The organism is Streptomyces sp. SID3212, from assembly GCF_009865405.1.
In the GTDB taxonomy this organism is placed as follows: domain Bacteria; phylum Actinomycetota; class Actinomycetes; order Streptomycetales; family Streptomycetaceae; genus Streptomyces.
On the sequence record NZ_WWJY01000358.1, the window covers coordinates 1 to 17,570 of the forward strand.

General features: G+C 68.9%; 11 protein-coding genes and 1 tRNA gene. 6 read left to right on the forward strand and 6 right to left on the reverse strand.

Annotated elements, in window-relative coordinates:
• From GT042_RS10545 to GT042_RS10565, 5 genes are all read left to right on the forward strand, one after another.
• Positions 1-1,129, forward strand: a 1,129-nt coding sequence (locus tag GT042_RS10545) for a DNA polymerase III subunit delta' (RefSeq protein WP_161308448.1), incomplete at its 5' end; no start/stop codon positions are given.
• 89 nt (positions 1,130-1,218) lie between these two features.
• Positions 1,219-2,751, forward strand: a complete 1,533-nt coding sequence (locus GT042_RS10550) for an alpha/beta hydrolase (RefSeq protein ID WP_161308449.1) — start codon at positions 1,219-1,221, stop codon at positions 2,749-2,751.
• Positions 2,752-2,848: 97 nt separating this feature from the next.
• Positions 2,849-2,922 (forward strand) — tRNA-Thr (locus GT042_RS10555).
• A gap of 681 nt (positions 2,923-3,603) precedes the next feature.
• Positions 3,604-4,791: a hypothetical protein gene (locus GT042_RS10560; RefSeq protein ID WP_161308464.1), complete on the forward strand. Its 1,188-nt coding sequence runs from the start codon at positions 3,604-3,606 to the stop codon at positions 4,789-4,791.
• Positions 4,792-5,081: 290 nt separating this feature from the next.
• The gene (locus GT042_RS10565; RefSeq protein WP_161308450.1) at positions 5,082-5,423 is read left to right on the forward strand and encodes a hypothetical protein; all 342 of its coding nucleotides are present in this window, start codon (positions 5,082-5,084) and stop codon (positions 5,421-5,423) included.
• Between the two features lie 28 nt (positions 5,424-5,451).
• Here GT042_RS10565 and GT042_RS10570 read toward each other — a convergent pair whose 3' ends face one another.
• Entirely contained in the window at positions 5,452-7,818 is a 2,367-nt protein-coding gene (locus tag GT042_RS10570) for a hypothetical protein (protein WP_237530669.1), read from the reverse strand.
• 421 nt (positions 7,819-8,239) lie between these two features.
• Between GT042_RS10570 and GT042_RS10575 the strand changes: the two genes are divergently transcribed.
• Entirely contained in the window at positions 8,240-11,344 is a 3,105-nt protein-coding gene (locus GT042_RS10575; RefSeq protein WP_161308452.1) for a tetratricopeptide repeat protein, read from the forward strand.
• Positions 11,345-11,728: 384 nt separating this feature from the next.
• Here the strand turns inward: GT042_RS10575 and GT042_RS10580 are convergent, their stop codons facing one another.
• Genes GT042_RS10580 through GT042_RS10600 form a run of 5 tightly spaced genes read right to left on the reverse strand, consistent with a single transcriptional unit; the run spans position 11,729 to position 17,103 of the window.
• Complete coding sequence (locus GT042_RS10580; protein ID WP_161308453.1) at positions 11,729-12,955, reverse strand: MFS transporter; 1,227 nt, start codon at positions 12,953-12,955, stop codon at positions 11,729-11,731.
• A 7-nt stretch (positions 12,956-12,962) separates the two neighbouring features.
• Positions 12,963-13,520, reverse strand: coding sequence for a GNAT family N-acetyltransferase (locus GT042_RS10585; protein ID WP_202532605.1), 558 nt, complete (start codon positions 13,518-13,520; stop codon positions 12,963-12,965).
• Positions 13,521-14,729: a type III PLP-dependent enzyme gene (locus GT042_RS10590; protein WP_161308454.1), complete on the reverse strand. Its 1,209-nt coding sequence runs from the start codon at positions 14,727-14,729 to the stop codon at positions 13,521-13,523.
• Positions 14,730-14,737: 8 nt separating this feature from the next.
• A complete protein-coding gene (locus GT042_RS10595; RefSeq protein WP_161308455.1) occupies positions 14,738-16,057 on the reverse strand; it encodes a DUF6271 family protein in 1,320 nt (439 codons plus the stop codon).
• A complete protein-coding gene (locus GT042_RS10600; protein WP_161308456.1) occupies positions 16,039-17,103 on the reverse strand; it encodes a phytanoyl-CoA dioxygenase family protein in 1,065 nt (354 codons plus the stop codon). Before GT042_RS10600 ends, GT042_RS10595 begins: the two co-directional genes overlap by 19 nt.
• Positions 17,104-17,570: the final 467 nt, after the last annotated feature.

Sequence of the window (17,570 nt, forward strand, 5' to 3'; positions counted from 1 at the left end):
GCGCGTCACGGCCGAGGCCGCGGGCCTCGCGCCCCCCGAGGCGACGAGGATGACGCACGCCTGGCTCTTCACGGGACCTCCCGGCTCCGGCCGCTCCACCGCCGCCCGCGCCTTCGCCGCCGCCCTCCAGTGCACCAGCCCCGACCGCGCGCTGGGCGGAGAGCCTGGCTGCGGGTTCTGCGACGGATGCCATACGAGCCTGATCGGGACGCACGCGGACGTGGACGTGATCCGTACGGACCTGCTCTCCATCGGGGTGAAGGAGACGCGTGAGCTGGTCCGCCGCTCGCAGCTCTCCCCGGCCGGCGGCCGTTGGCAGGTCAACGTGCTGGAGGACGCCGACCGCCTCACCGAGGGCGCGGGCAACGTCCTGCTGAAAGCCGTGGAGGAGCCGGCGCAGCGCACCGTATGGCTGCTCTGCGCCCCCTCGCTGGAGGACGTCCTGCCCACGATCCGTTCCCGCTGTCGTCACCTCGTCCTGCGTACGCCGTCCGTGGAGGCCGTGGCGGACGTGCTGATCCGGCGTGACGGCATCGACCCCGAGGCCGCGCACGCCGCCGCGCGCGCGACCCAGGGGCACATCGGCCGGGCCCGCCGGCTGGCCACGGACGAACGGGCGCGTGCCCGCCGCGCCACGGTCCTGAAGATGCCGCTGCGCGTCGACGACATCGGCGGCTGCCTCCGGGCGGCCCAGGAGCTGATCGACGCCGCGACGGAGGACGCCAAGCAGGTGGCCGAGGACGTCGACGTCAAGGAGACGGAGGACATGAAGGCGGCGCTCGGCGCGTCGGCCGGCGGCCGGATGCCGCGCGGTACGGCGGGTGTGATGAAGGAGCTGGCCGACCGCCAGAAGCGCCGTTCGACCCGTACGCAGCGGGACAGCCTCGATCTGGCGCTGACCGAGCTCACCGGCTTCTACCGCGATGTGCTGGCGCTCCAGCTGGGTTCTCGCGTCCAGCTCGCCAACGTGGACGTACGGGACGCGCTGGACCGGATCGCCAGGGCCTCCACCCCGGAGCGGACGCTGCGCCGCATCGAGTCGATCAGCGCCTGCCGCCAGGCGCTGGACCGCAATGTGGCGCCGCTGCTGGCGGTCGAGGCGATGGCGGTGTCGCTTCGGGCGGGCTGACCGCGAGCCGTACGGCCGGCGATTCACCCCGATTCACCCGTTCGTGCGTGGAAACGCGGGACGCGTCACACGGCGGCTAGGCTCGCGGAATGGACACCAGGCGCCTCTTCCGCATCTCCGCCACCGCCCTCGTGGCGGCCGGTCTCCTGCTCTCGGGTTGCAGCTCCGACTCGGCGTCGGGGGCGGGTACGGGAGCGGGCTCGACGGCGGATCCGGCCGCGCTGAAGAAGTTCTACGGGCAGAAGCTCGCCTGGCGTTCGTGCGGGGTGACCGGATTTGAATGCGCCAAGATGAAGGCGCCCCTGGACTACGCGAAGCCGGACGGGACGGAGGTCAGCCTGGCGGTGGCCCGTAAGAAGGCCACAGGCCCCGGCAAACGCCTCGGTTCCCTCCAGGTCAACCCCGGAGGCCCGGGCGGCTCGGCGGTCGGCTACCTCCAGGCGTACGCGGGCATCGGTTACCCGGCCCCGGTCCGCGCGCGGTACGACATGGTGGCCGTCGACCCGCGCGGGGTGGCCGGCAGCGAGCCGGTCGAATGCCTGACGGGCAAGGAGATGGACGCGTACACGCAGGTGGACCAGACCCCGGACGACCAGGGCGAGGAGACGCTGCTGACGGCGTCGTTCAAGAAGTTCGCGGCGGGCTGCGAGAAGCGGTCGGCCACGATCCTGCCGCACGTCTCGACGGTCGACGCGGCCCGCGACATGGACATCTTCCGCGCGGCGCTCGGCGACAAGAAGCTGACGTACGTGGGGGCGTCGTACGGCACCTTCCTCGGGGCGACGTACGCCGAGCTGTTCCCGAAGAACACCGGCCGGCTCGTCCTCGACGGCGCGATGGACCCGTCCCTCCCGGCCCGCGAGCTGAACCGCGACCAGACCGCCGGCTTCGAGACGGCCTTCACGTCCTTCGCGGCCGACTGCGTCAAGCAGACCGACTGCCCGCTCGGCACGAAGTCCGTCGCGGACGTCGGCGTCCGGATGAAGACGTTCTTCACCACCCTGGACGCCAAGCCGGTGGCCACGGGCGAGAGCCGCCCCTTGACCGAGTCGCTGGCGACGACGGGGGTGATCGCCGCGATGTACGACGAGTCCGCCTGGCCGCAGCTCCGGGAGGCCCTCACGACGGCGATGGCGGGCGACGGCTCGGCGCTCCTCACCCTCGCCGATTCGTACTACGAACGCGACAGCGGCGGCTCGTACGCGAACCTGATGTTCGCCAACTCCGCCGTCAACTGCCTGGACCTCCCGCCAGCCTTCTCGGGCCCCGCCGAGGTCACCAAGGCCCTGCCCTCCTTCGAACAGGCCTCCCCGGTCTTCGGCGAAGGCCTCGCGTGGGCGTCCCTGAACTGCGCGTACTGGCCCACGAAGGCCACAGGCACCGCACACCGCATCGAGGCGAAGGGCGCGGCCCCGATCGTGGTGGTCGGCACCACCCGCGACCCGGCGACCCCGTACAAATGGGCGGTCTCCCTGGCCGACCAGCTCTCCTCGGGCACCCTGCTCACGTACGACGGCGACGGCCACACGGCGTACGGCCGGGGCAGCGACTGCATCGACACGGCGATCAACACCTACCTCCTGGAGGGCACACCCCCCAAACCCGCCACAAAGTGCTCCTGACCTGCAAAAAGTCCCCAGCAACCAGGGGGTGAGGAGCACCCCCGGAAACTGTGTAGACTTGGCCCCGCCGCTGACCGCACTATGGTCCGGATGGCAAGCCGCCTTAGCTCAGTTGGCCAGAGCAACGCACTCGTAATGCGTAGGTCTCGGGTTCGAATCCCGAAGGCGGCTCTGTGGAAGCCCCAGGACATCTCGCCATGACCTGGGGCTTTTGCTATTCCCCGGGACGCGGCGGCGCAGGTTGCGAGCCGCTCGGCCGGTGAGGGGGGTACTGCGGTGAGGGGGTACTGCCGGCCGGATTGGTCTAGATCATCGGTAGTGGTGGATCGCTTGATCGTCCGGCCGTCCGTGACGCTACCCGGGTAGATTCCTTGCTGGTCAGGGGGTCGTCCGGGGCTGGATTCGGATCGGGGTCGCCGTCGTGGGGGCCGGGGTGGTGCGCGTGATGGTTTGTCAGTTTGTATGGTCGCGTTGAGGTCAGTACTGTCCCCGCTGAGGATGTTCGATCTTGCAGCGGGAGCGTGGCTGAGTGATACGTACGAGGGTCGTTGTGGGCGGGTTCGCGCTGTCGATGCTTCTTGTGGTGGGGAACGCCGCGGTGGCGACGGCCGTCTGCATGCCGTACAAGAAGACAGCGAGCGCCTTGGCCCGATAGCCCGGGAGTGGCCCCGACCACTGCTGCCTCGGTGAATTGCGGGCGGCAAGGTGGCTGCAAGGGGGTTGCAAGGAAAGTGTCGTAGGTGTCGGGCATTCCCCCGTCGACTGCTGTACGCAGCCGACGAACCATGGGGGAGCGTTGTGTCTGTCAAAACCACTCAATCGGCGTTGATCGAGCAGGGCCGGTGGCTGACCATGCCGGACTGCGAGCGGGTGTTGGTCGTCGTCCACACCGTGGCCTTCGCTCAGCGTCTGCGCGAGGCCTACTGCCTGTTGGAGGCGGACTTACGGATTCAGGTGGTCTTCACCGTCGCGCCGCACGCGTTCGGTGGGGGTGTCGCGCGGTACCTGGAGAGTCTGGGGATCGCCACCGTGCCCTGGGAAGAGGCGTTGCGGGCCGAGTTCGATCTGGTGCTCGCGGCCGGGTCCCGGGGGGTGCATGAGTTGAACGCGCCGGTTCTGCGCATGTCGCACGGGGCCGGGCACATCAAACTGTTGACCGACACCTCGTTGCTGGCGCCGGGGGAGACTCGGGCGCCGGGGATGTTGAGTCGTCAGCATCTGCTGCACGAGGGGCGCGTGGGGCCTGCCGCGATCGTGTACGCGCATGAGCGTGATCTGGAGGAACTGGCGCTCTCGTGCCCCGAGGCGCTGGGGGTGGCCCACGTGGTGGGCGACCCCTGTGTCGATCGCATCGTCGCGGGCATGCCCCGGCGCGAGGAGTACCGGCGGGCGTTGGGGCTCGATGAGGGGCAGCCGTTCGTGGTGGTCACCTCGACCTGGGGGCCCACCTCCACGTTCGGGCGGATCGACGCCCTGCTGCCGCAGCTGCTGAGCCAACTCCCCGGCGACGACTACCGGGTGGCGTTCCTCTTCCACCCGAACATCTTCTCCGGGCACGGGAGTTGGCAGGTGCGGAGCTGGCTGGCCGGCTGCCGGGGGCGTGGGATCTCGGTGGTGCCACCGGAGGCGGACTGGCAGTCTCTGCTGATCGCGGCCGACTGGGTGATCGGGGACCATGGTTCCCTTACGGCGTACAGTACGTTGACCGATGCCGCCGTACTGCTCACGCCGGGACCGAGGCGTGAGATCGCCGCATACTCCCCGGCGGCCCTTCTTGCCACCGTCGCTCCGGTGGTCACCCCCGGGCATCCGCTGGACGAGCAGTTGCGGTACGCGGCGCGACAGCATCGTCCGGGGCAGTACGCCCAGGTCGCGGCCCTGCTCTCGTCGGTGCCCGGGGAGTTCCATCAGCGGATGCGTACGCTCATCTACTCCATGCTGGAGCTGGGCGAGCCCGCCAACGCGGCGCTCGTCCCGCCCCTGCCGCTGCCCGCTCCGCTGGAGCAGTGGGAGGCCGGTTCTCTGGGGATGGCGCAGTGAGGGGCCGGCCTGCCGGGATCGGAAGGGAGACGACGGGGAGTGAGGAAGCCTCCTCCGAGCGGGACCTGCCTGGTGCGCGGTGGGGGTGGGTTCGCTTCTTCGGTGGGGACGATGCCTGGAGGGGTGTTGTCCTCGGGGGGACGGTTTCCGTGGGCGCCCATGTCGGGTGGAGGTCCAGCTCGAGGTCGAGGTCGAGGTCGAGGTCGGTTAGGGGGAGCGGTGTAGTGCGCGTACGGGTTGATGCGGCCGTCCCGTCGGGTGCGGGGTGGCCGACGTTTTCCCGTGAACGGGTGTGTGACGTCCACCTGTTGGTGAACCCCGACGCTCCAGGGGGAGCCTGCCGCGCGGAGTACGCCGATGTGCTCGTCGCGCAGGTGCCTCTGCCGCCGGTGGCGGCTCGCGCCCGCGCGGAGGAGCTGGTCGCGCGGTGGCCGGGCTGTCTCGTCGCCGCCGTACCCGAGGGGGGCGGCGGGTGTGCGCTGGGGGCACGGGGTGGCGCGGGTGTTGTCCTGCCCGCGTGGGCAGCTCCCGCTCCCGCGCTGGTTGTTGCGTCTGTGGCGCATGCCTGGCTCGTCGCCGGGGGGTCGTTGGGGGACCTGCGGTCCGTCGCCCTTGAGGGGGACAAGGCGTAGGAAAACACAGCACCGGCTGTGGCGCCGTTCACAGGTGCCGCAGCCGGTCGTCCACGCGCTGCGCGTCCGCCGGGTCCTGCCGTCCGTACAGCTCCCGAGCCGCCTCGTAACAGCGGCCGGCCTCCTCGCCGTCGCCCCGCCGTTCGGCGGCCTGCCCGAGCCATTCCAGGGAGCGCGCCTGCCAGTGGTCCGACCGGGCGCCCGCCTCGCGGAACATCCCCAGCGCCTCCCGTAGCCGCGCCGTGCCGCCCTCGTGATCGCCGTCGGAGGCCAGGACGTGTCCGAGGAGGGCCAGCGCGCGGGCCGCCTCGTAGTGCTCTTCCTGCGCTTCGAGTTCGGCATGTGCCCGTACCAAGTGCATTGCTGCGGTTGTCAGTTCGCCCGCCGCCAAGGCGGTTTCTCCTAAGCGTCTTCGGGAGAGCGCGGCTCCGCGCAGATATCCGATGGACTCGCGCAGCAGCAGGGCGTTCTCGAAGTACGCCCGAGCCTCGTCCAGTTGGGAGGTCAGCAGGCTGAGGTGACCGAGACCGTTGAGCGCCTGTGCCTGCTGTCGTACGTCTCCGTCGTACGTGGCGTGCTCCAGCGCCTGCGTGTACCAGTCGGCGGACTCCGCGTACCGGCCGCCGGTGCGCAGGCCGATCGCGCCCGAGGTCAGCATGCGTCCCTCGCCCGCTCTGGATCCGCAGGCGCGGGCCGCCGCGAGGCCCTCGCGGTGTGCCTCGATCCACATCTCCGTGGGGCGGAGGCGGAGGAACAGCGGCCACATCACGTCCACCAGGCGCCAGCAGGCGGTGTGCCATCCGGCGTCGGCGCAGTGCCGTACGGCGCCCATCAGGCCGTCACGGTGGGTGTCGAGCCAGTCCAGCGCCTCGGCCGGTCCCGGGAGGGGAGTCGGTACGACAGCCGTTGCGTCGAATGGATCTGATACGTCATCAGCGAGCGTCATGCGGTGGCTGGGTGTGAGGATCGTTTCCGCCGTGCTGGCCGTGGCCAGGCACCAGGCCACGTAGCGGCGCAGGGTGACCGTGTGCTGCGATACGGATTCCTCCGCCGCGCCGAGTTGTCGCGCGTGCGGGCGTACGAGGTCGTGGAAGCGGTAGACGCCCGAGCCCGTCTCCTCCAGAAGATTCGCCTCCAGCAGTGCGTCGAGGGCGAGTTCGACGGTCTCCGTGGTGGTGGTGTCGTTGTCGGCCGCGCTTGCGGTCAGCATGAAGAGGTCGTAGCGGTCCGTGGGCAGCAGGCCCATCCGCCGGTAGAGCGTCGCGCTGTGGTGCGGTAGCAGTTCGTACGAGAGGTCAAGTGCGGTGCGCACCACGGCTTCTCCATCGATACGTAGGGCGTCGAGCGACCCCTGTCCCTGGGACAGGCTCGCGGCGAGGGCGGATACGGAACGGTTCGGGCGGACGGCGAGCTGGGCGGCCGCCAGACAGACCGCGAGGGGCAGGCAGGCGCAGAGGGTGACGACTTCGCGCGCGGCGGACGGCTCCTGTGCGACACGGCTGCCGCCCCCGCCGGCGGCCAGCAGCTCGACGGCCGAGTCCGTGGTGAGGGTGCCCAGCCGGTGGAGGGCCGCGCCGTCGGCCAGGAGGCCGGTGAGATGGTTTCTGCTCGTCACGACGGTGAGGCCCGTCGGTGAACCGAACAGGAGCGGGCGGACCTGCGCCGCGGTGTACGCGTTGTCCAGGAAGACGCCGAGCCGCAGGTCCGCGGTCAACGACCGCCAGAGGGCCATCCGTTGGGCCAGATCCGCCGGTACGGAGGCGGCTCCGAGGGCGTGCAGAAAGCCCTCCAGCACGGCGGTGGGGCGAACCGGTCGAACCGGCCGGACAACCGGCCCCCCGGTCTGCCCGCTTTCCCCGGGCTCCCCGGTCTCCTCGCCGGTGGAGTGACCGCCCAGATCGGCGTACAGCTGGCCGTCCGGAAAGCTGTCCGCCTGATCACGCAGCCAGCGGGAGACGAGCGTCGTTTTCCCGACGCCCGCGAACCCGCTGACCACCAGGAGTTGGTGGGAGTGCGGAGGATGTTGCGCGCGGAGGGCGTCCAGAGCCCGTACGTCGCTCTCCCGGTCGACCAGCTGCCGTCGTACGGGCGGGAATTGGCGGGGCGCCGGGGGCCGGGGTCTGTCCTGTGGGGCGGAGTGGTGCACGTGGATGCCGCCGTGGATGTCGCGCGCCTGGACGGCCGGGCCGTGGATGACGGCGGACCCGCCGATGGCGTTCGTACGGTCGGACTCCGTAGCCCTCGACTCCGTCCCCCTCGAATCCGTACCTCTCGACTCCGTACGGTCCGAGCCGACCGAGGGTGGTGTGTGCCGCCGGAGCCAGTCCGTCAGCGCGGCGTCCCTCCCCGGGTCGCGCGAAGCCGACGCGGCGACGACCCATGCCAGTTGTGCCATCGCCGGGGTGACTCCGGGAGCGGGCGTGGCTGTTTCCACTTCGCACCACAACTCGGCCACCCCCTGATCCACCCGAGCCGTCGCGCCGAGAACGTGGGCCAATTCCCGCCACGCGAGGGATTCCCGGTCCATGGCGTATACGGCCATGGCCGATAACAATGCTTCCGGTCTGCCGGATTCAGGAAATGGCACGTCCGTACCCCCATAGGCACTGCCCGGCTCATGCCAACAGCATATGCACGTGAAGTGCTTCGTCGGTCACCGTCGTAGAGTCCTTCCCCTGCCTCGGGGGTGGCTGAACGGAATCGTTCTGAGATGAGTCAATTTCGGACTTAAACAGCTCCTGGATGGCCACGGATGACTACCGCGTGACATCCTCGGATACCCGGCCAGGAGAGGCCGGACCGGCGGAAGGACGCTGGTGGAGTTCGAGATTCGACTTTCAGGATCGGTCGAAGTACGGGCCTTCGGCCGACGCAATGATCTCGGTTCCACCAAGACCCGCCTGGCGCTCGCCGCTCTGGCCTGGGATGCCAGTCGTACGGTGAGTGTGGATACGCTGATCCACCGGATCTGGGACGACAACCCGCCGGCCAAAGCCAGAGAGGCGCTGCACGCGCACGTGTCGCGTATCCGAAAAGCCTTTCGGATCGCCGGGGGTGACGCGCCCGCGATCAACAGCCGGACCAATTCGTATGTCATGCAGGTCGATCCGGACCGCGTCGACCTGCGGCGCTACACCAGTTATGTCGACCAGGCCCGCTCGCTGAAGGACAGCGACGACGAGAGCGAGGCCATCCGCCTGCTCGACCTGGCGGCGGGCCTCTGGCGTGGGGAGGCCCTGGCCGGGATCTCCGCGTACTGGGCAGGCCACCTGCGGGCCACGGTCGCCGAGAGCAGCCTCACCGCCGCCATGGTGCGAGCCGAAATCCTCATGGGGGCGGGGAAGTTCGCGGAGGCCGTACCCGTACTGCTGCCTCTGGTCGAGGAGCATCCGGTCGACGAGGCCCTGGTCGAACGGCTGGCCCTCGCCCTGTACGGCAGCAGCCGTTCCGCCGAGGCGACCAAGCTGGTGCAGAGAACGCGGCAGCGTGTCGTCCGGGACATCGGCCTCGACGCGGGCCGTCGCCTGCACCGCGTCCACCAGGGAATCCTCTCCGGAACACCGGCGCCGGCGCTGCTGGAGCAGTCCGGGATCGGCAGGCGTACCCCCTCCCGGACGACAAACCGGGTGCCCGACAACTTGCCGCGCGACGTCCCCTGGGTGGGGCGGCACGACGAACTGCGGCTGCTGACGGCGGCGCTCTCCGAGACGAGCCGTACAGCGGCCCCGGTGGTCACCATCGAGGCCATCGACGGCATGGGGGGCATCGGAAAGACGTCGATGGCAGTCCATCTCGGGCATCAGCTGCGCGAGGAATTCCCGGAAGGACGGATTTATCTGCATCTGCACGGCCATGCCTCGGACCGGGAGCCGCTGACGGCCGTCCGCGCGCTCACGGAGTTGCTGCGCCTGCTGGACACCCCGCCGGGCGAACTGCCCAAGGATCTGGATGGGTTGGTCTCGCTCTGGCGCACCACGGTGCGGGACCGCCGCATGCTGGTGATCCTGGACGACGCCGCCGGGCCGGCTCAGGTACGGCCCCTGCTTCCGGGGGCGTCCCCGACGGCGGTCATCGTGACGAGCCGGCAGCGGCTGTCCGGGCTGCCCGGGGTACGGCCGGTCTCCCTCGACGTGCTGCCGCGTGAGGACGCCGTCGCGCTCTTCGCACAGCGGCTCGGTGGCCGGCGTACCGTCCTGCCCTCCGACGCGGCGGAGATCGTCCGCATTTGTGGATACCTTCCGCTGGCCGTCGAACTGGTGGCCAGCCGTCTGCTTTCCCGGCCGTCGTGGACGACGTCCGACCTGCTCAAGCAGTTGACGAGCGGGATGGAGCATCTCTCCGAAATGCGGGACGGAGAGAGGACGTTGTCCCATGTTTTCGGATTGTCGTATCGGGCGCTCACGCCGGTGCAGCAGCTTGTCTTCCGGCATGTCGGACTGCACTTCGGTGTACGGTTCGGGGCCCATGCGGTGGCGGCCCTCACCGGCCTCTCCTTCGAGGAGACGGAACGTGCGCTGGAGGAACTCCAGGCCCACCATCTGATTTCCGAGCCGTCGCCGCACCGGTTCGCCGTCCACGATCTTCTGCGGGAATATGCGCGTACGTTGATCGAAAATGCCGGTGATTCTGATTCTGATTCCGCTTCTGGCGGCGACGTCCGAGGGGCCTCGGAGCAGGCGCTTCGGCGTCTTGTCGATCATTACGTACGGGTGGCGGACCGGGCCGACCGGTTGGCTTATCCGTACCGGAGCCGCATGGTGGTCGAGGCCGGCGGCGATGATCACTCCGCCGCGCGGGAGCCGGAGATCGCGGATGCGCAGGCGGCCGAGCAGTGGCTGATCACCGAGGGCGCCAATCTGCTGAGAGCGCTGGATTGGACACGGCGGTACGGCTCCGAGGCCGAACTGGCACTGCATACCCACGTGTTGGCGGGTTTTCTGGACCTGGAGGGCCATCTGGAGACGGCCGAACCCCTGCTGCGCCGGGCCGTCGCCCACTGGCGGGCGGTCGGGGACGACAGCGCGCGGGCGCGGTCTCTGCTGGACCTGAGCGCGGTGTGCGCGCACAGCGGTCAGTACGACGAGGGGGACGCGACGGCGCGTGAGGCGCTGTCCATCGCGAGGTCGTTGAAGGATGAAGATCTGGAAAGTGAATCGGCGCACCAGGTCTCGATCCTTCTGTGGCACACCGGGCAGTACGCGCTCGCTCAGCCGCTCCTGGAACGCTCCCTTGATTTGCGACTGCGATCGAACGATCGATTACAGGTGGCGCGCAGCCTGAATTTACTCGGCATCACCCATCTTCAGCTCGGGCGGAATGAGATCGCGCTCGAATATTTCCTGCGGGCCATCGCCGGTTTTACGGGCACCGATGACCGGGGCCGATATCGCACATTGAACAATCTGGGGGAATTGCAGCAGCGGATGGGCGATCTGGAAGCCGCGGAGCGGTCGTACCGAGAAGCGATCGACGTTGCGGCGACCCTGGGGAGCAAGGGGGACCGCGCGACGCTCTGGATGAACCTCGCGAGTGTGCTGACCCCCCTCCACAAAACGGACGAAGCGCTCGGCCTCTACGCGCGCGTGCTGCCCGTGCTGCGCGGGGTGGGAGACCTTCGCGGGGAGGGCATCGCTCTGGCCGGGATCGGCAGGGCGTACCGGACGTCCGGTCGCAGTGAGTCGGCGTTGGCCCAGTTCATCGCCTCGCTCGGGGTGCTGAGGCGGATCGGGGCGACTGGGGAGGTGGCCGAAGTGCTGTTCGATCTGGGCCAGGCCGAGTTGGAGACGGGGAGGCTGGAGCAGGCCGAGGCGCACTTGGAGGAGACCCTCGCGATCTGCCGCCGGACGGGCGCTCGCGGCGAGGAGGAGCGGGCCCTGGAGGCGCTGTCGTCGCTGCGGCGGGCGAGGGGTTTCGCGGGGTAGTCGCCCGACGCTCCGTGTGCGCCTGGCCGGGAGCGTTCTGTGGGTGACGGACATTTCGGCGGGAGTCCGGCGGGCGGGGCGCATGTGTTCGGGCAGTCGCCCGCAGGGGCTACCCTGATCATCCGGCGTTGACGTCCCAACCGTTTCCGGAAATCTCGCCGCGCCCTCGTGCCTGCCCGTAAAAGCTTTAGAAATCAAGGAACAGCGCCTGTGAAACTTGGCGGAAGTAAAGACCCGCGTTCCCGCGTGTTCAAGACGGTCCGCTGGGCAATAGTCGCCGTCATGGGAGCGACGCTTGTGTGCATGCCCTACATCGTGTGGCACGCCGCGTCGGCGTCGGACATCGTCAGATCGGTGTAAGCGTCCGACGCCGGCGGGACAGTGTCAGGCCGTCAGGGGGTCGTCCAACGGATCCTGGTCCGTCGCCGCGTGTGGTGCGGGCCAGTTGATCTGCGTACTGCACAGCGACACGACGATCGCCGAGGCCGCCACCGCGCCCATGCCCCACACCAGGCCGCTCCCGTTCGCGATGAAGCCGATCACCGGGGGGCCCGCCAGGAGGCCCACCGTACCCATCGTGGCCACCAAGGTCAGCGCGTCCGAGCCCTGTGACGCCGCCGCCACGTACACGCACGGCGTCACGGCCGCGATGCCCAGGCCGACGCAGGCGAAGCCGATCAGGGCCGGGACCACGCCACCGGTGAGGAGGGCGACGGCCAGGCCCGCGCCGGCCAGCGCGCTGCCGGTACGGACGATGCGGGCGTCGCCCCAGCGGCTGCGCCAGCCGTCGGCGAAGAGGCGGGCCAGAACCATCATTCCCGAGACGACGGCGATGCCCAGGGGCGCGAGTTCCGCCGACGCCTTGGCGACGTCCTTGAGGTAGATGGCCGACCAGTCGTTCATCGCGCCCTCGGTGACCGTGCCGAACGCCATCGCGGCGCCCATCCACAGCGTCATCGCGGCCGGCAGCGTCCACTTGGCGCGGGTCTTCTTCTTCGGTGCGTCCGGTGCGTCCACTGTCTTCACCGCGTCCGCCGGCCGTTCCTGCGCCAGCAGCCCCGGCCGCGCGTACGCGGCCAGCAGCAGGAGCAGGACGGCCGCCACCCCGAAGTGCACGATCACCGTGGACGTCACCGTGTTCATGCCCGACGCCAGCAGCGCGGCGGCCAGCGAGCCCCCGCTGAACGTCGCGTGCAGCTTGGACATCGCGTTGCGCTCGTACGTCACCTCCAGCTCCGCCCCCTGCGCGTTCATGGCGACGTTGAGACACGCCACCAGCGCGCCGTCGACCGCCATGATCAGCAGGGCGACGGGGTAGTTGGGCGCCTCGGCCAGCACCAGGAGCAGCAGCGCCAGGCCGAGCGCCGCCACCAGGGCGAGGCGCCGGGAGCCCAACCGCCGCATGAGGACCGCCACCAGGGGGAACGATGCCGCCGCGCCGATGCCGGTGGCCATCAGCAGCAGGCCGACCTCCGCCGCGGTCAGGTCGAGGTGGGTCTTGATGGCGGGGAGGCGCGCGGCCCAGGTGGCGTACTGGAACCCCAGTGAGCTGAACAGGGCGGCGATCGCCAACTGTGCCCGGCGGAAGGGATCGTCGTGTATTCGGAACATCGTGTGATCAGCCCACTTCGTCTTGTGCTGGTGGTACGGCTGCTGCTGGTACGGCTCCCCCGAGCACGGCCCTGGACATGTACACCGCGCCCGGCCCGTACCCCTCCGTGGGAGCGACCCCGGGCCGGGCGGTGAATCCGTTCGCCGCCCAGAAGCTGTCGCTGCCGTTGACGGCGATCAGCGACATCCGCTCGTACCCCTCCGCCCGCGCCGTCGCGAGGAGGTGGTGCAGGAGGGTCTTCGCGAGCCCCCTGCCCCGGAGCCCCTCGTCGATCACGAGGTCGTGCAGATGCAGGTTCGTGCGGGACTCGCGTACCGCCGCCGTCTCCTCCGCGCGCGTCAGGTCCGGATACCCGTGCTCCGGGTACGGCAGCGCCAACACGTAACCCGCCAGCCGCTGTTCGGCGTCGAGGGCGAAGCAGGTGCCCGGCGACGCGCGCACCCTGGACTCCAGGGCACTCCGCTCCTCGGACAGCCCGAGGGCGGCGTACGCACCGGATTCCAGCGCGACGATCCCGTCCCAGTCACCCTCGGAGACCGGCCGTACGTGCACGTCGTGGCTCATCTACTTCCTTCCCTCCCCGCCCGCTCCCGCCGGCCGGTGGTCGCCGCGTATGCACGTGTAGGGCAGCGGACTGAAGCCGTTGAACCCCTGCGTCATGTAGCTGATGGCGTACGCACCGCTGGAGAGCACCCAGACCGGGTCGCCGGACGCCACCGTACGGGGGACGCGCACCAGCCCGTGCTCGCGCGAGTAGGCGTCGTCGCTGTCGCAGGTGGGTCCCGCGACCACGGCCGGTACGTGGACGGCGTCCGGGTGCGTCGGGAAGGTGAGCCGGTACTGCAACTCGTCCATCTCGTAGAGGCCGTTGAACTTCCCGCAGCTCAGGTACAGCCAGTGCTCGTGCTCCCCGCCCGGCGTCTGCCGCGTGGACAGCCGGGAGACGTGCGCCCGGATCGCCCCGTGGTCGGCGACGAGGTACCGCCCCGGCTCCACGATGAACCCCAGCTCGTGTCCCGGCACTTCGCGGCACCGTCGCATGCCCTCGCGGATGACGGCGAAGATCTTGTCCAGCGGCGGGTCGAGCCGTTCGCCCCGCTTGTTGAGGTAGCCGAGCGCCGGCAGCCCCCCGCCGAGGTTGACGTGGTCGAGGAAGATGCCCCGCCCGTGCAGGACTTCGAGGACGTCGACCAGCTTGTCGAAGGCGCTGCGCCAGGCTTCCGCGGTCATCTGCTGCGAACCGACGTGTACGGAGAGCCCGGACGGGGTCAGGCCCGTCTCCCGGGCCCTTTCCAGTACGAGCACCGCGTCGGCGGCCGAGCAGCCGAATTTGTTGGTGAGGCCCCAGAGAGCGCCCTGCCCGTCCGTCGCCAGGCGGCAGAACACGCGTGCGCCGGGGGCGTTTTCCGCGATCGCCGTGACGTCTTCCAGGCTGTCGGTCGCGAAATCCCGGATTCCGAGACGGTACGCGTCGAGGATGTTCCGGTCGGACTTGATGGTGTTGCCGTAATGAATGAGTTCGACCGGCACACCCGAACCGATCGCCTGCGCGATCTCGTTCGGGTTCGCCGCGTCGACTCCCGCTCCTCTTTCCGCGAGGCAGGAGATCACCTCGTCCACGGGACAGGCTTTCATCGCGAAGCGGACGGCGACTTCGGGCAGTTCGCGGGTGAGGACGTCGTAACTCGCCTCTATTCCCGCGAGATCGAAGATGATCCGGTCATCGGTGGCGGCGGCCAGGGCGGTGAGCATGGATATGTTCTCGTGCGTCATCGACAGGTTCAGCCAGACTGCCGTTCGAGCCGGTAAAGGCTCGTGGCTCGGCTCGCGTGCGTCAGCGGGGCCCATGCCTCGATCAGCAGCGCGAAATCATTGATGTCTTGTCGGGCCTCGTCCAGGAGCCGCTCGCGGTCCGCGAGAAGAATGTCGGCGAACTCGGCGTATCTGCCGCCGAGTTTGCGGTAGGACCGGTCGAGGGTGTCCAGCCGCTCCACGTTCTCCGTACGGTCGAGCCCGGCGCTCTCCCTGACGAATTCGACGATCGCGGGGACGCGTACGCGGTGGTGTTCGTCCAGCAGCGTCTCGCCGGCCGCCGCCATCTCGGCATAGATGGAATTGAAGTAGAGCATCGACAGGAAGAACTTCGCGAACCTCGTCTGGTACGCGATGAATCCGGCGTCCGTCCGCCGCTCACCGGTGTAGTAGTTCACTATGTTGCGGTTGTGCAGCACGCCGGGCAGCGTGGAATCGTGGACCAGGTGCAGGAGGAAGTAGTCGCTGCCGATGGTGTCGGTCGCAGGGGGCAGCGGCACCGATTCGTGCACCTGGTGGAAAGCGATGTTGCACATGTCGACGTGCATGGGGTCGACCACGGTCAGTGTCGCGTGGTCCTGGGTGAAGGCCTCGGTGCCGGCTCCCCGGAAGGACTCGTCGGCGAGCTTCCTCTTCTCCTCGGCCGACCACCGGCCGGGCGCCCACAGGCTGACCACGTCGTAGTAGACGTCCCGGTCGAGCCGGTACATCTCGTCGATGTCGACGGACATCTCGCCGACGAACGAACTGCCCACCATCGTCACGGGTTTGGACGCGTGCCGGGGATCGAGCGTGGTCTCGTCCACGCCGTCGGCCGCGTCCGCCGCGCGCTTTCCGAGCGACATGAGTTCGTGGTGGACGGGAAAGACCGGCACCCCGTCCACGGCCTGATATCGGCTGTCCGAGTCCCGGCGGTGGACGGATTCGCAGCCGAGAGCGGTGGCGATGAGGAACGCGCGATTGGTGCACGCGCCGTACGAAAGACGGGCGGGCAGCATGAGGTCGAGCAGCAGCTCGGGCTTGACGGTGCCCGCCCGGCCGATGACCCGCCGGAGAAACTCCCGCTGTTCCGCCTCGTCCAGATGATGGGTGATCACCCGTGGTACGGCGGGGATCCCGCGTACGACCCGGGCGTGTTCGGCGAACGTGGCCGCGTCCGAGGAGTCGAGGACGAGCAGGTGGACCTCGACGTCGAACTGCCGTGCCGCGTAAGCCGCTTCTTCGCCGATGGCCGAAATCGTCTCGGCGCAGGCTCTGTTGGTCGGAAGGGTCAGACAGATTCTGCGCATGCCCGGTCCCCGGTCGACAGTTCGCGGTCCTGCTTGCCCCAGGATTCAAGACCCAGCAGTTTGGCACCCAGGTCGGTCAGCTCGGCGGCTCCGTACCGGAGGGATTCGTGCTTGGTTGCGTCCCCGACCAGCGTCTTGTTCCACTCCGGGGTACGGAGATGGCGCCAGGAGTCGACGCGCGAACGGCGCAGTTCCTGATGCGATTCCAGGGCGGGCATCATCGTCAGGTACTGGACCGCCCTGACCCCGTTCTGCGAGGTGTTGGGCGCGACGCCGTGCGCCAGCAGACCGTTCCAGATGAGCAGGTCGCCGGCCTCCAACTCGGGCCGGACCACCGGGAATTCCGTACGGTCGACGGCGGGCCTGATCGGGTCGCGGTCGGCGGGCTGGGCCACCCGCCACGGGTCGAAGCGCCGGAACAGCTCGGGGTTGCACTGGAAACCGCCGTGGTCCGGCCTGGTGTCGTTCAGCGCGATGATGCCCTGCACCCGCTGCGGCAGCACCCCGAGCGTGGTGTCGACGTCCCAGTGGAGGTCGATGTCGAAGCCGCGCTCCGTGGGGGCGATGTGCGCGCGGTCGCGGTTCCTGACGTTGGGCGGGTTGAGGTTGAGCCGGTCCAGGCTCACCCACAGCTCCTCGCAGTCCCACACGTCGGCGAACGCGTCGTACACGCGCTGCGTCTGGCGGTTGTCCCACATGAGCTGGTGGTGGTACGCCTCCACGAAGCCGTAGATGTGCAGTTCCCGGTCGAGGTCGGAGCGGAACTCCTTTTCCTCGTACCAGGTTTCGGGCCGGCCGGGCTCAAGTCCCTGGAAGTCCCAGGCGAAATCGAGCAGCCGTTTCGCCGAAACCGCCGGGATCGCCTCCTTCACGATGATGTAGCCGTACGTCTGCCAGAAGGCGAAGTCCTCCTCGGACAGCACGCGGAGCTTCTGTGTTTTCCGGAGATCCCGCAACTGCGTCTGCGCGAGATAGGTTTCGCCGTCCGAGCTGAAATACGGGACGTCCGAAGGCGCTCGATAGAGATAGTTGTCAGGCTCCGACATACAGTCGCTCCAATGCTCGAATTTCCTTGAGCGGATCGCTCCCGGGCCGAACCCGCGCCGGGACACATCGTCGGTCAGTTGTCGCTGTCAGTACGGGAGTTGATACGCACAGCGGTGAGTCCGGCGCACAGTCCCGTCAGAGGTGGTACGCCTCACAAGCCCCTTGCGACCCCCGTGTCCCCTGGCGAACTCGCGCCACACAAATTGGACTAGACCAGCGGCTCCGTGTCAACTGTAGAAATGGGCAAGGATTCCGGGTGCGCTAACAAGGTGATGGGATTCCGGTTTGGCGGTCACGGATAGTGCCGATGAGGTTACGAGAATGGCCTCGTTATTCGGTGGTCACGGTTGGTGTCGGTGGGGTGACGAGAACGGGCGTACGGGCGGCGTGAGTTCGGTGACCGGCGCCGAGGGGGTGTCTTGACACTGCCGATTGAGCTAGGCGAATATCCGTTGGTCTGTACCAA

Coding starts and splice junctions, on each gene's coding strand:
- GT042_RS10550 (WP_161308449.1), top strand. CDS start 1,219: ATGGACACCAGGCGCCTCTTCCGCATCTCCGCCACCGCCCTCGTGGCG.
- GT042_RS10560 (WP_161308464.1), top strand. CDS start 3,604: ATGCCGGACTGCGAGCGGGTGTTGGTCGTCGTCCACACCGTGGCCTTC.
- GT042_RS10570 (WP_237530669.1), bottom strand. CDS start 7,818: ATGGCACAACTGGCATGGGTCGTCGCCGCGTCGGCTTCGCGCGACCCG.
- GT042_RS10580 (WP_161308453.1), bottom strand. CDS start 12,955: ATGTTCCGAATACACGACGATCCCTTCCGCCGGGCACAGTTGGCGATC.
- GT042_RS10585 (WP_202532605.1), bottom strand. CDS start 13,520: ATGAGCCACGACGTGCACGTACGGCCGGTCTCCGAGGGTGACTGGGAC.
- GT042_RS10590 (WP_161308454.1), bottom strand. CDS start 14,729: ATGACGCACGAGAACATATCCATGCTCACCGCCCTGGCCGCCGCCACC.
- GT042_RS10595 (WP_161308455.1), bottom strand. CDS start 16,057: ATGCGCAGAATCTGTCTGACCCTTCCGACCAACAGAGCCTGCGCCGAG.
- GT042_RS10600 (WP_161308456.1), bottom strand. CDS start 17,103: ATGTCGGAGCCTGACAACTATCTCTATCGAGCGCCTTCGGACGTCCCG.